Source organism: Bifidobacterium callimiconis (assembly GCF_003952005.1).
GTDB lineage: Bacteria > Actinomycetota > Actinomycetes > Actinomycetales > Bifidobacteriaceae > Galliscardovia > Galliscardovia callimiconis.
Genome location: NZ_QXGJ01000003.1, coordinates 202,130 through 215,824, shown reverse-complemented (window position 1 = coordinate 215,824; position 13,695 = coordinate 202,130). Strand labels below are relative to the sequence as shown.

The following is a 13,695-nucleotide window of genomic DNA, read 5'->3' as shown; positions in this document are numbered from 1 at the left end:
GCGTTGCAATTGCAACGCTCATACTGCTGATTCGCGTTCCACGTACTTCAGAACTTGGAGATTGGTGTCTGCAAAGGACGTAAATCACTTCAGAACTCGAAGATTGCTGACTCGCTGTAGAATAAAAGCGTCTGCAATGGCGGACGTGTTCCGGTTGAAAGGGTTGCCTGACCTTTTCCTCTTGAAAATTCCCTGCAAAGAGCGGGGTTTCTTCTCTTTGATTGTGTTAGAATCATTTTAAGTAAGGTTGAAAGGGTACATTAATGAGGTCGGATTCATTGTCACTAATGTGCTTCTGACTCTACTTGGAAACTACGGAGTTTCCTTACCCCCTAACCGGAAAGGGACAAATAATGATACGTAAGTTGACTTTTGAGGATCTGAATGAGGCCTCTCGTCTTGGTGGGTCGAGCACGTTGTCTGAGAAGACGGTTCTTGAACCGGCCGCTGGTCAGGAAGGGATCATTGCTCCGGCCAAATATACGGCAGGAAGTGCTCCGACCTATATTTTCGAGGACCGTTTCATCAACGGCGAGGTAGTTCGCACGGTTTTGGTGGATTCCCGTACGTCCCAGAGCAACCGACTCGAGGCGTATATCACGCAAGCCATTAAGGACGGGCATCCGGTTTTCTCCCGGATGCCGCGTATCAAGGTGACGTATCGTTTTGTTGATGAGGCCGGGGACGAGGTCGAGAAATCCTACCTTGAGGTTCAGCTTCCTCATCGGGCGTTTGATGCGCATATCCGAGTCGGAGACGTGGATGGCAAGCCGGCGTCTGAGTTCCCGGAGTACGTCCGGGCGCGTAATTCGACGGCTGATGACATGATGCCGCTGTTCGAGCTTTCCCCAATTACCGTGGCGTTCGGCGCGTGGGATTCCACTCGTAACAAGAATCAGTTGCGTATCGCTTCGCCGTTCAACGGGGAGATCATCGGCGTGCTTGCCAATCAGAATGAGGACCGGCCCGTGTTCCGTGCCGGCGCGCGTGTAGACCCCGTTGCCGCGAGTATCAGTTTTAACTCGTCCGACGCCAAGACGATCGCCAAGATCATCGAGCCGGAGGTCAGCGGTAAGCTGAAGACAAAGTTCGAAAAGGAAAAGAAGGGCTCCGCGATCGGGCTTGGTGCCATTCCCCCGTCCAGCGACAAGACCAATTTCGACGGCATCGCCGTCAGCAGCATCATCCGCACGCATGTGTTGAGCTTCTCTACGTTGCGTGCATTGCGGTTCGGCAAAGGTAAGGAAGGCGATGAGGCCGTTCGCGCTCTGATCGCCGCGATGATCATCGATGCCATGGCCGGTAGCAATACCGAGCTCAATCTTCGCGCGAACTGCTTCCTACGCGAGTCCGGCGAACCGACGACCATCCTCGACAAGCGGTTCGGTGACCAAGAGGAGCTGGCGATGATCGGGCTTGAAGATGCCGATGCTCTTCTTGAACAGGCTTATGAGCAGGCTCGCGTTAAGGCAGGAATCGACTGGCATGGTCAGGTTCTGGAGGTCACCGGCAATCCGTTGGTGGTGAAGTCCGGCAGCGATGACGAGTCCGACGAGTAGGAAAGGCTGATAGCCCATGCCTTTCGTTATTTCCGCGGAATTCCTGATGCATACCTATCAGGGGGCGGGTGATACCGGCAATCCCGAATGCTATCCGTCGCCAGAACGTCTGTATAGGTCGCTGGTTTCCGTGGCCTATGGGGCGTTTGGTTTTCATTCCGACTATGTGCAGCAGGAGAGTCGTGTACCGGATTCTCAATTGGAGGCGGTTTTTCAGTGGCTGGAGGCCAATCCTCCAGACTGGATTCGTCTGCCGCTGCATATGCGGGACAACCGGCGGCAGTCGATGATCGTCTACCGTAACAGAGGTTCCTATGACAGGAAGAAGACCAAAAGCGTGAGCGCCATGTCTTCGGTCGCATATGGGGACACCCAGGACGATCTGTTGATCTGGCAATGGAAACGGGAGCCGGTTCCCGAGATCGCCGATCTGATCTCCCGTCTGTGCTGGGAGATCCCGTATCTGGGCGAGGCCTGTACCCCGGTCAGGATCACGGCGACGGTGGTCAACGAGGATGCGTTTCCGATTGACCCGAAGCACTCGCTAGGGATCGGGGATGAGGATCTGTCGGCCGGCATGATGTCCTCCACGTTGGAGTTTTCCATGCCGTGGGAGGGGCATCTCCGTGAGCTGCAGAAGGGCTATGCCTCGGTGTATCCGAAGAAGCCGTCTGCGATACGAGGAGATGGCGGCGAGGAGGAGAAGAAGGTACTGCCTAATACGCTGATCTCCTGTGTACGCCAAATCGGATACATACGGCCCGGAATGAGTCCGGAACAGGAAGCGCTGCATCCGTGGACGCTGGGGTTGTTCATCCCGGCACGGGTCATCGTCCCTCAGAAGAATTCTGACGCTCCTCGCCAATATGAGGAATGGAAACCGGATGAATCCACATTGGTCGCATGGTCCGTCGCGATGCACCGAATGCTGATCCGTCAGTGGGGGTATGGAGCGTCTCCCATGCTCACCGGCAAATATCAGAACATCGACGAATCGGAACGGCCAGCGAACAATGTGGCCATACAGGTGCTGGCCGCCGATATGCCGGTCAATCCGGATCTGAATCTCGAGCTTCCGGGATTCCTGCTGATGCTGCCTCAGGATATGCCGGCAGAGGATGTTGGGATGTTGTCGGATGTGTGCGAACGGCTGCGGGGAAAGAGACTGTTTTATTCCAGACGATCCCAGACGTTGGAATTAGGGGTTGCGGACACGACGATCGATTTAGAGTCGCTGTGGCAGCCGGTCGGGAAAGGTTATACAAGATTGTGGTCGCCCTATCCGCTTTGCATGCGGGAGACGCGACGCATTCCAGACCCTTCAGGATCTCGCAAATGGGGTGCAAGAGAGAGCATCGCCTTGGCGATCGCCCATACCTGGCGAGATTATTTTACGTACTTGGATGTTGACGGAGATAAACGGTCTGATAAGGAATCACGGTATTGGCAGCAGGCCGACCGGGTCCTTGACGGAGACGGCTTCGCCCGGATCTACGGCGCCGATATAGTAACCCGTGCCCACATGGGCGATTACGTACACAAGACACAGCCCGGAAACCTTCTGGTCGGATTGACCGCCATGCTGTCGTTCGACGTGCATTCTGGCTTGGATCGGAGCGCGATGGCGGTCGGACAGAGCCGGCATCTGGGAGGCGGCTTGCTCGTTCCCGTGGACGTCTCCACGCAGTTACTCGATGAAACAGGAAAGCCGAAGTGGATACGATGAACAATAATGCCATTGCCGTCATTATCGAGAACCGGTTCGAACGTTTTGTTGCGGCCGTGCATGACGGTCGCCGTCCGTATCAGTGGCAGAGGCGGTTGGTCCGCACGATCATTGATGCCGGTCGCTGGCCGGATCGTCTGTCGGCTCCTACCGGGGCGGGCAAGACCATGGTCATCGACGTGCATGTGTTTCTCAACGCCCTTGCCGGGTTGGCCTCGATCAGTGAGGGAACCGACGATCCGGAGCTCGTCGACGCAATACGTGGACTGGAATTGGAACGTCTTCCCCGACGGTTGGCCATGACCGTGAATCGACGTTCGTTGGTGGACGACCAGTACGATGAGGCACTAGAACTGAAACGCATCATTCGAGAGGGAAAGGACGAATCAAACGAACATGACCGTCGTATCCTTGCGTTGATTCGTCAGGGATTGGATGCGCGCGAAGGCGGCATTATCCGCGTGGTCGATGAACCGGACTCATATGATTCCCTTCGGGTGATCAGGCTTCGTGGCGGCGAGCCGGTGAGCGGCGCTGTGAGGGAATGGCGGTATCGTCCCACCGCATGTCAGGTGATCTGTGCGACTCCGGATATGTTCGGCAGCCGTCTGCTGTTCAGCGGGTACGGAACGACGCCGCAGGCCCGTCCGATCGAGGCCGGTCTGCTCGCCTATGATACGGTACTGGTCGCCGATGAGGCGCATTTGAGCCGGCAGCTGGTCGAGACCGCGAGGTCGGTGAGACGGTTAGAACGATCGGGGAACGACGCCATGATGCGGTTTTCCCCGTTGCAAGTGATGTCCACCACGGCAACACAGACATCCATTGGTGACGAGTCGAATGTGGGCGTTGAGGAGTCTGATTTCGATGTGGATGTGGATCTGCGCGAACGTCTGACCCGTCCCAAGCCGGTGGAGGTCGTCGCTGGGGAGCGGAAGGATCTTGCCCGGGCGATGGCCGAGCGATGCGTGGCCGAATATGACGAGAACGCTGTCGTGGGTTGCATCGTCAATTCCGTGAAAATGGCCGAGGACGTGATGAAGGCCCTGAATACCATACGGAAGGAGCGGAAAAAGGCCGGGGAAGAACTCAAAGGCGAAGCCCGCGCTTTCGTCGGTCCGATGCGTCAATACGACAAGAAACGACTGGTGAACAGCGATCTATTTCAGGCCATGAAAGGCGATGAACAAGCTGTTGAAGTCACAAATCTGCATTATGTCATCGCCACGCAGACGCTGGAGGTCGGCATTGACGCCGACTTCTGCACGCTGATCACCGAACTACCTGCCGCCAGCGCGCTGGTACAACGTGTCGGACGTGTGAATCGTCGAGGAAAGCGGGACTTCGGACGCGTCATTGTGTTCCGGGAGCTGGATCCGTCCAAAACCAAGAAGGGCGTGTATTCGGCTGAGGAATTGGAATACGCGTCGCATTGGCTAGAGACCTTCGAGGGAGCTGATTCCGGTCTTTCCGCATGGGCATGCACGAAGAATCCTCCACGGTCCGCCGAACTGTCCCGTGTCGCTTTGCAGCGTCTGGAACTCTGGGATGTGGAGAACCTGTCCCATACGGATGAAGAACTGGCCGCTGATATGACGCTGCCGTCCCAGAATCCTTTCGATATCAATCTGTGGCTGCGAGACGACCTGCTGTCCCAGGACGATCCCAACATCGGCGTGGTTGTTCGATCGTTGCCGGAGAACGATGCCGACGCATTGGGGCTTCTTGATGTGGTGAGACCGGTGGCCGACGAAGCGTTTCCTATTCGGGACCGAGGTCAGATCGCGGAGATCGAAAAACGTTCCCATGGTGGCACCGCGTTCCGCATTTTCATCGTACGAGCCAGAGAAACCGGTGATAACGCGGTGATTCCGTGGAACGAATCCATCGGCTCCCTAGTCGAGTGCCTGCAATCCGGCGACATGCTGGTTGTGGACTCGTCGGCCCCGTTGTTCGATCGGAATCTCCATACTCTCAAACCGACGGGAGGAGAATGCGAGACTGACGTGTACAACCTATGTCAGGACTCCGGTGTCATACTTTCGACGGCGGACGACGGCGACGGCACCCTTGAACGGATACTTGCCGCGATCCGGTCGAACGATGTTCCCGATACCTCTGATACTCCGGATGAGGATTCCTCGGACTTGTCCGTGTCTGATAGGGATCCGTGTCTATTGAGGAATGTGCTCGTCGATGAAATCGATCGAGAATGCCTACGTAGGATGATTCAATCGCGCATGATCGGAAATGCCGGTGACGGACATGATCCCGCTGGACAAAAATCCGTGCAGGAGTTCGTTGAGAACTACGAGAACATGCCGACGGAACGGTTTGTGTTCCCCTCGCTCCCCATCGAAGAAGAGCAGCCTTCATGGCTGGTCCTCCAACGTTCCGAAAATTCGCTGGATGATGTTTCCCAGCAGGAGATGCGGAAGACCATCTCCGGCCGCAGCAATGATCCTGTGTATTTGAACACGGATAACGGACACCAATGCTCCGTGGAGCGCAGGGCCGAACGCTTTCTTCGGATTCTTGGCCTGCCCGCCGAGATCCGTCGGGATGTGATGGTGGCAGCGCGTCATCATGACGATGGTAAAAAGGATCCGCGGTTCCAAAGGTTACTGCATTTCAGGCTCCGGGAGCCGCAGTCTTACGATGACGGGACCTATCTTGCCAAAAGCCGGTATTACTCGCCCGTGTACGAGGCTCGCGTCCGTCGCGAGATGAACCTGCGTGGCTGGCGGCATGAGCAGCGTTCCGCCGCCGAATGCTGGGCGGACAGTGATGTTATCGGCGCGAATGACATTGAGCTGGTAACCCGTCTGGCTGGTACCTCGCACGGTCACGGGCGCTCATGCTTCCGAGACAATGCCGAGACATTGATTCCCCGATACGTGATGGAGCATGCTGATGCCGGCCCGGCGCCGAACATCAACGACATCCGTCGCGCGGCCGGGGAACTGTTCGACGACGGTGTGTGGGAGCGGATTATCTCCCACACGAACGAACGATACGGATACTGGGGCGTGGCCTATCTCGAGGCGATTCTACGGGCCGCCGATGTCACGATCTCCTCGGAAGGACGGTGAACAATGGATCTGGAAATCAACGGACGATACGATGACGCATTCTCGCATCTGCTTCTGATCGGTCTCGCGTCAATCCTTGAGGATGCGGATGGGCAACGTACCTGCATGATCTGGTGGAAGGAACGCGGGAAGGCCGTTATCCGGCCCAGCGACGACCTGTCCTGGGAGGATTGCGCCGGGATCGTACAGGCTCATGCCCGACGCTGGCGGGACTCGCCGTGGCTGAACGCCAGCGACGTGTATTCGGAAGCGAAGAAAACGACGAAGCAGGCGAAGAACGCCGTCACAGCGGAACGTGCGACGCTGAGCCCCCGGCTCGGTACTCCAAGCTCGCCGGATAAGTGGCAGCTGTTGGAACGGAATCGCGTGCAGGCCATCGACGGGTTGCAGACGGTTCTGGACCGCCGGTACATCGGCGCGTTGGGCGAGCCGTCGTACTGGTCCGGGGACATGGCCGCGAACGGATACACTCCCGATCGTGGTGCCACTCGTTGGGAGATGGTCGCTCGAAACCGTGGACAGGAGTTCATCACCGGGCGCCTGCGTCCGTTGGCCGAGGCGGTATCCGCACGTGATGTCCCGCAAATCGAAGACGGACTACGAGGACAGAAGACCGTTGATGAAACCGGCAAGAACAAAAGCGACAGTCGTACTCCCACCGGTCTGAGAAACCCCTCGGTCACGGACAACGCGCAGGCATGGTGCGCCCTGTTCGGCGTCTCCGCATTCCCCGTGATGAAGTCGACGACGAACAAAAGAGGTAACACGGCGGCATTTTCCCAGATCACAGGACAGAACCCGTTCGCGATACTGCCCATATGGCTGGCCCCGTGGACGTTGGACAGATACCGCACGGTCGCGCGCAGCCGCGCATTGCTGACGATCGGACTGGACGATGCCTTCAGCAATTTCATGCTGGACGATGCAGGGGAGTCCCGTACCCGTTCGGACATCACCACGGTAACGGTGAGACAGGGACGGCAGTGGCTGAAGGACAAAGGTGTGGAATACTGCATGGTGTTTCCGCAATACGTGTCGGACAACAAGTCCGCTCCGGAACGCTGGCTGATGAAGGGGCATCCCGTCTTCCTGAAGGAAACGGGGGCGCATCGTGAACGATGATCCCATTCCCATCAGCCTCGTCGCCAACTACATGTTCTGCCCCAGACGCGCGTGGCTGGAGTCCGTGGGAGAACGAGTGGATTCCTCCCAGATGTCGCAGGGAGCCTATGATCATCGAAAGGTGGATCGCGGACGAAGTCCTTCCAAAACTGACAACGATGGAGACTATCAGTCCATCAGCATCCGTCATGAGGAATGGGGCGTCTCCGGTAGACTCGACGCAGCGAGATTGACGGATGATGGAGTAATCGTCCGCGAATACAAGGCCACGCCGGTCAAGCGCGAGATGATCGTCACGGACGCGATGCGCATACAGCTTGCTCTGCAGGCGGCCTGTCTGGAGAACATGGGATATCATGTCGCACGCACCGAGATCTTCTTCACCACCCATCATCGCAACGTGGAGGTGCCCCTAACGCCCGAGGACTATTCCAAAGCGCACACGGCAGTGGAAGAGACACGATCGCTGATCAACTCCGAAACCGCTCCTGAACCGCTGGAGGACAGTCCCCAATGCATGAGGTGCTCCCATGCGGGAATCTGTCTTCCCGAAGAACGACGGTTGAAGCCCGTCAGTCGACGCGTCATGGTTTCGTCCCCGGACAATCAGGTGACCCATCTGGCCACGCCCGGGGCCAAGGCCTTCTGCCGAGCCGGGCGAATGATCGTGTTCAAGGACGGTCAGGAACTGGCCTCCATACCGCTTGACACCATCCAAGGACTGCAGGTGCATGGGAACACGGATCTCTCCAGCGGGCTGATCCGCGAACTGATGTGGCGGGATATCCCGATTCTCTGGTGCAGCGGCACCGGCCGCTTATACGGCTGGGCCATGTCAACATATGGCCCCAATGGGTTGCAGCGTGCAGAGCAACACGTGGCTTCGCAGGAGGGACGACTGGGACTGGCCAGGGAATTCATCATCGCGAAGGTGCATAACCAGTCGGTCCTGCTACGCCGATCCGACAAGGGCAATCCCATCGTGGAGCGACTGCGTAACGTCGAGAAGACCGTTGCCAACACGAATCGGTGGCAGGATGTTCTGGGCTTGGAAGGAGAAGCCGCATCCCTGTACTTTTCGCAATTTCCCTGTCTGATCAAACCGAGCCGTCGTGATGACTGGCGTTGGAACGGACGCACTCGCAGGCCGGCGCTTGACGAGCTGAATTCCCTGCTGGACTACACATATGCGCTCCTTCTTGCGGATTGCATACGCGCTTTGATCTCCTGCGGGCTGGACCCTCATGCCGGCTTCCTGCATAGCAGCAACCGGAACAAGCCCGCTCTGGCATTGGACCTCATGGAGGAATTTCGTGCTCCCGTCGCGGACTCCGTTGTGCAGACGGTGGTAAACAATGGGGAAGTACGACCGGACGGGTTCGTCCAGGCCCTTGGATCGGTTCGGATGAAGGATGGGACCAGAAAGTCGTTGATCGGCGCCTACGAACGACGGATGAACACCGAACTGATCCATCCGATCTTCGGATACAAGGCCTCATGGAGACGCATCATTGAGATACAGGCAAGGATGATCCTCGGCTATCTTGATGGAACACAGTCCTCATATCGGGGAATCCGGGTGCGATGAGCCATGGCCGATGAACAGCGAAGCTACCTGATGGCATACGACATCAACGACGACGTAAGGAGATCCCACGTCGCCAAGATCCTGCAAAGCCACGGCGAACGACTGCAATACAGCGTGTTCCTTCTACGCATACGCCCCTCGAAACTGCTGAAGATCAAAGCCTCCGTGGAGGACGAAATCGACTCCGATACGGACTCGATCCTGATCTGCGACCTCGGAATCAACGACCATGCCGAACGATCCATGTTGTTCCTCGGTAAGCGCAGCTACCGGGATACCATGATCCCTACAATTATTTAGAACCGTGAATTGACTTCTCATCTCGTATGAAGGAAGCTTGACAATTTCAAAGGGATTATCTTGGTTGCGAAATATGCCGCGAGCGCTGAATCATAACGGGAACTATGCCAGACCTCTCGCATGCGACATTGCAGATATCGGCATGTCGCTTTCTCCCGGATTGTTCCTTCAGTTCTTATGCCATTCGAGGGCTCTCGCAATCCTCCCGATAACGCCAAGTGTGCTAGCATACTTTATGCCCACCATCTCTAGAGCCTCAGCTCTAGAGCTTCATTGAGGGATCGCGTACATGCTGCGGCGGATGGACTGGAGACTGATCTCTAGAGCCTCAGCTCTAGAGCTTCATTGAGGGGGGGATGATCACGTTATCCTTGAGCGCGGTGAACCCGATCTCTAGAGCCTCAGCTCTAGAGCTTCATTGAGGGAAGTTGGCCGATGAGTCGGCCGACGATGATCGGGCACGAATCTCTAGAGCCTCAGCTCTAGAGCTTCATTGAGGGTGAATCAGCGACTTCGCGGCTCCGGCACGTCTTCCAGATCTCTAGAGCCTCAGCTCTAGAGCTTCATTGAGGGCCGGATACGCCGTTTGCCGCGAGCTGAGCTGTAAATCTCTAGAGCCTCAGCTCTAGAGCTTCATTGAGGGGTGCACGTCTATGCGATCAATCTTCGCAACTGGGGTCATCTCTAGAGCCTCAGCTCTAGAGCTTCATTGAGGGGATCATCACCCGAGATAGTGGCGGGGGCACGATCAACATCTCTAGAGCCTCAGCTCTAGAGCTTCATTGAGGGAAATATTTGAACCTCGCCACCATTCTCAAGACCATCAAATCTCTAGAGCCTCAGCTCTAGAGCTTCATTGAGGGGCAAAAAACGTTGATGACCTTGGAAACGAAAGATATCTCTAGAGCCTCAGCTCTAGAGCTTCATTGAGGGGAATTCGCCAGGGCATCACGCCCATGGGCTACCTCGGCATCTCTAGAGCCTCAGCTCTAGAGCTTCATTGAGGGCAGGCTGACCTAATCGATGCGGAACATGGTGACGTATCTCTAGAGCCTCAGCTCTAGAGCTTCATTGAGGGGAGCAGGGTGCCGCCAAGATCAAGGCCGCGAACAATATCTCTAGAGCCTCAGCTCTAGAGCTTCATTGAGGGGTGTATTCGGCTTCCGCAATGCGCTTGACGAGGCATCTCTAGAGCCTCAGCTCTAGAGCTTCATTGAGGGTACTACTACTACGTTCCGAGGTTCCAAGACGATGCCTATCTCTAGAGCCTCAGCTCTAGAGCTTCATTGAGGGAACATCCTAGAGTATGGGCCGGGTAAGATCGGCGGATCTCTAGAGCCTCAGCTCTAGAGCTTCATTGAGGGGGTCCAGATGGCGCCGAGGTAGACGGTTTCATCGGTATCTCTAGAGCCTCAGCTCTAGAGCTTCATTGAGGGGCTTCAGGAATGTTGATGTCAGTCATACCGTCGAATCTCTAGAGCCTCAGCTCTAGAGCTTCATTGAGGGTGCAACACCTGACCCTGATACTGGGGGGCACATAGATCTCTAGAGCCTCAGCTCTAGAGCTTCATTGAGGGGCGCAGAAGGACGTAGCCAAGATCGAAGCCATGCGATCTCTAGAGCCTCAGCTCTAGAGCTTCATTGAGGGGTCTAAACTGAGGTTATGGCGGTTTTCACGGATTACATCTCTAGAGCCTCAGCTCTAGAGCTTCATTGAGGGGTGGCCGGCGACGGCATCAGGATCAGCAGTGATCGTATCTCTAGAGCCTCAGCTCTAGAGCTTCATTGAGGGATCAGCTCGATCAACCGTGAACCCGCATTGCGGAACTGATCTCTAGAGCCTCAGCTCTAGAGCTTCATTGAGGGTCGCACTCCAGCAGCAGCGCGACGAGAAGGAATCGGAAATCTCTAGAGCCTCAGCTCTAGAGCTTCATTGAGGGGTCAACCGCAATGGTGAGGCAGTCCCAGACATCACCGATCTCTAGAGCCTCAGCTCTAGAGCTTCATTGAGGGATCACAGATATTAGAGTTATGGGGCCAATTTCTGGAAAATCTCTAGAGCCTCAGCTCTAGAGCTTCATTGAGGGATGTCGAAGAAGGATCTCGAAGCCTACCGAGACAGGTAATCTCTAGAGCCTCAGCTCTAGAGCTTCATTGAGGGGTGGATCGGCGCGGTCCCGTTGAGGGTGCGCACCGACATCTCTAGAGCCTCAGCTCTAGAGCTTCATTGAGGGAATCCATTAGGATTCACCACCTTGTCTGATATCAAATCTCTAGAGCCTCAGCTCTAGAGCTTCATTGAGGGCCCATGGCCGCGCTGCCTAGCCTATAGGCCGCATTGGCATCTCTAGAGCCTCAGCTCTAGAGCTTCATTGAGGGGTCGAAGGTCACCGTCATTCGCACGCTGAAGCAACTATCTCTAGAGCCTCAGCTCTAGAGCTTCATTGAGGGGTTTAACGTGGTGTGCATGGTGCGGCGAATGAGGCATCTCTAGAGCCTCAGCTCTAGAGCTTCATTGAGGGGACCTTGCGTATGGCGTCCTGTGCGGGGCCGGGCAATCTCTAGAGCCTCAGCTCTAGAGCTTCATTGAGGGTCCAGAGCTGCGGTTGCACGCCGGTGGCCTTCAGATCTCTAGAGCCTCAGCTCTAGAGCTTCATTGAGGGTCGCCTTCCTCGCCGTCGATGGCCATGGTCACCCTGATCTCTAGAGCCTCAGCTCTAGAGCTTCATTGAGGGAACGTGCTGGAAGATCAACGTGAGTTCCCCGACTATCATCTCTAGAGCCTCAGCTCTAGAGCTTCATTGAGGGGCTCAACTCTCACGCCAGATCACAATTATTGGCAATGCAGATCTCTAGAGCCTCAGCTCTAGAGCTTCATTGAGGAGACGGATGAACGGTTGGATGATCTGCGAGACACCATTATCTCTAGAGCCTCAGCTCTAGAGCTTCATTGAGGGGTGGCGCAGACTAGGCGGCGTGGCCATGGGCTAGGATCTCTAGAGCCTCAGCTCTAGAGCTTCATTGAGGGCGAACAATCCTCCGACTAGATCACCGAGAGACCCAAATCTCTAGAGCCTCAGCTCTAGAGCTTCATTGAGGGGGCGGTATGAAATTCCCCTACGATTTCGGCGCCATGCAATCTCTAGAGCCTCAGCTCTAGAGCTTCATTGAGGGGGCACGATGTGGTCGTCTTCCTCGCCCACGCGCGTATCTCTAGAGCCTCAGCTCTAGAGCTTCATTGAGGGTACCCAAACAACACTGGTGGGGGAGACAACCGCCTATCTCTAGAGCCTCAGCTCTAGAGCTTCATTGAGGGGTGCTGCAGGTGTGGAACCAGTTCAACGCGAACCTGATCTCTAGAGCCTCAGCTCTAGAGCTTCATTGAGGGCTGATCGCCCTGTGGGTTACGAACGGGCTTGCATAAGATCTCTAGAGCCTCAGCTCTAGAGCTTCATTGAGGGGAATGCCACAAACGCTCGCGGCGCAAAGGCCAGCCATCTCTAGAGCCTCAGCTCTAGAGCTTCATTGAGGGATGAGACTCTCCAATAGAGACCATTGTTTGTTTTGGTGGTATCTCTAGAGCCTCAGCTCTAGAGCTTCATTGAGGGTTCTGCTACGAGGGTGGGCGAGGCTCGGGCAAATCATCTCTAGAGCCTCAGCTCTAGAGCTTCATTGAGGGGCCTCAGCCTAAGCCGGTTGTGCAGCAGCAGCGCGTGATCTCTAGAGCCTCAGCTCTAGAGCTTCATTGAGGGGCGACGTCCGACATGGTTGACCAACCAACCGTGTGATCTCTAGAGCCTCAGCTCTAGAGCTTCATTGAGGGCGGAATCTCGTTCACCGACGCCGGTGATGGTTCCGTATCTCTAGAGCCTCAGCTCTAGAGCTTCATTGAGGGATATATAAGGATCACGTGGCCTAGGCTAGGCGGCGTAATCTCTAGAGCCTCAGCTCTAGAGCTTCATTGAGGGCCGGAGGGATTCGAACAGGTCGAGGACTCGGATTTCGATCTCTAGAGCCTCAGCTCTAGAGCTTCATTGAGGGGGGTCCAGTCTGACGGCGTCTTCGATGCTGAACGCCGATCTCTAGAGCCTCAGCTCTAGAGCTTCATTGAGGGATCCATTGGATGCAACGCACTCAAGATCAAATCTCACATCTCTAGAGCCTCAGCTCTAGAGATTCATTGAGGGACGAGACGGTTGCCCACCCTGCGGGGGATGGGAGGATCTCTAGAGCCTCAGCTCTAGAGCTTCATTGAGGGAACATCTACGGTGTGGACGCCGACGACGTGATCGCATCTCTAGAGTCTTG

General features: G+C 56.0%; 6 protein-coding genes and 1 CRISPR repeat array (1 of these 7 running past the window's edge). All 6 genes read left to right on the top strand.

Translation table 11 applies throughout. The annotated features are described in order from the left end of the window. The first annotated feature begins 353 nt into the window (after positions 1–353). The 6 genes from cas7g to cas2 are packed head-to-tail and all read left to right on the top strand — an operon-like array spanning position 354 to position 9,387. Positions 354–1,559, top strand: coding sequence for a type I-G CRISPR-associated RAMP protein Csb1/Cas7g (cas7g, locus tag D2E23_RS04330; RefSeq protein WP_126029760.1), 1,206 nt, complete (start codon positions 354–356; stop codon positions 1,557–1,559). A gap of 16 nt (positions 1,560–1,575) precedes the next feature. Continuing rightward, positions 1,576–3,285 (top strand): type I-G CRISPR-associated protein Csb2, encoded by a 1,710-nt coding sequence (csb2, locus tag D2E23_RS04325; protein ID WP_126029759.1) that lies wholly within the window; start codon positions 1,576–1,578, stop codon positions 3,283–3,285. Beyond that, on the top strand, positions 3,282–6,377 hold the full coding sequence (gene cas3g / locus D2E23_RS04320; RefSeq protein ID WP_241227215.1) for a type I-G CRISPR-associated helicase/endonuclease Cas3g: 3,096 nt from the start codon (positions 3,282–3,284) through the stop codon (positions 6,375–6,377). The genes csb2 and cas3g overlap by 4 nt, the downstream gene beginning before the upstream one ends. A 3-nt stretch (positions 6,378–6,380) precedes the next feature. After that, complete coding sequence (locus tag D2E23_RS04315; RefSeq protein WP_126029757.1) at positions 6,381–7,499, top strand: hypothetical protein; 1,119 nt, start codon at positions 6,381–6,383, stop codon at positions 7,497–7,499. Then, the gene (gene cas1, locus D2E23_RS04310) at positions 7,489–9,087 is read left to right on the top strand and encodes a CRISPR-associated endonuclease Cas1 (RefSeq protein ID WP_126029756.1); all 1,599 of its coding nucleotides are present in this window, start codon (positions 7,489–7,491) and stop codon (positions 9,085–9,087) included. Before D2E23_RS04315 ends, cas1 begins: the two co-directional genes overlap by 11 nt. Before the next feature lie 3 nt (positions 9,088–9,090). Next, the gene (cas2, locus tag D2E23_RS04305) at positions 9,091–9,387 is read left to right on the top strand and encodes a CRISPR-associated endonuclease Cas2 (RefSeq protein WP_126029755.1); all 297 of its coding nucleotides are present in this window, start codon (positions 9,091–9,093) and stop codon (positions 9,385–9,387) included. A 244-nt stretch (positions 9,388–9,631) separates the two neighbouring features. Next, positions 9,632–13,695: direct repeats of the CRISPR family, unit length 36 nt; unit sequence ATCTCTAGAGCCTCAGCTCTAGAGCTTCATTGAGGG (it continues 21 nt past the right edge of the window).

Excerpts from the sequence above, each read along its gene's own strand:
- cas7g (WP_126029760.1), top strand. The coding sequence starts at position 354 with ATGATACGTAAGTTGACTTTTGAGGATCTGAATGAGGCCTCTCGTCTT.
- csb2 (WP_126029759.1), top strand. The coding sequence starts at position 1,576 with ATGCCTTTCGTTATTTCCGCGGAATTCCTGATGCATACCTATCAGGGG.
- cas3g (WP_241227215.1), top strand. The coding sequence starts at position 3,282 with ATGAACAATAATGCCATTGCCGTCATTATCGAGAACCGGTTCGAACGT.
- D2E23_RS04315 (WP_126029757.1), top strand. The coding sequence starts at position 6,381 with ATGGATCTGGAAATCAACGGACGATACGATGACGCATTCTCGCATCTG.
- cas2 (WP_126029755.1), top strand. The coding sequence starts at position 9,091 with ATGGCCGATGAACAGCGAAGCTACCTGATGGCATACGACATCAACGAC.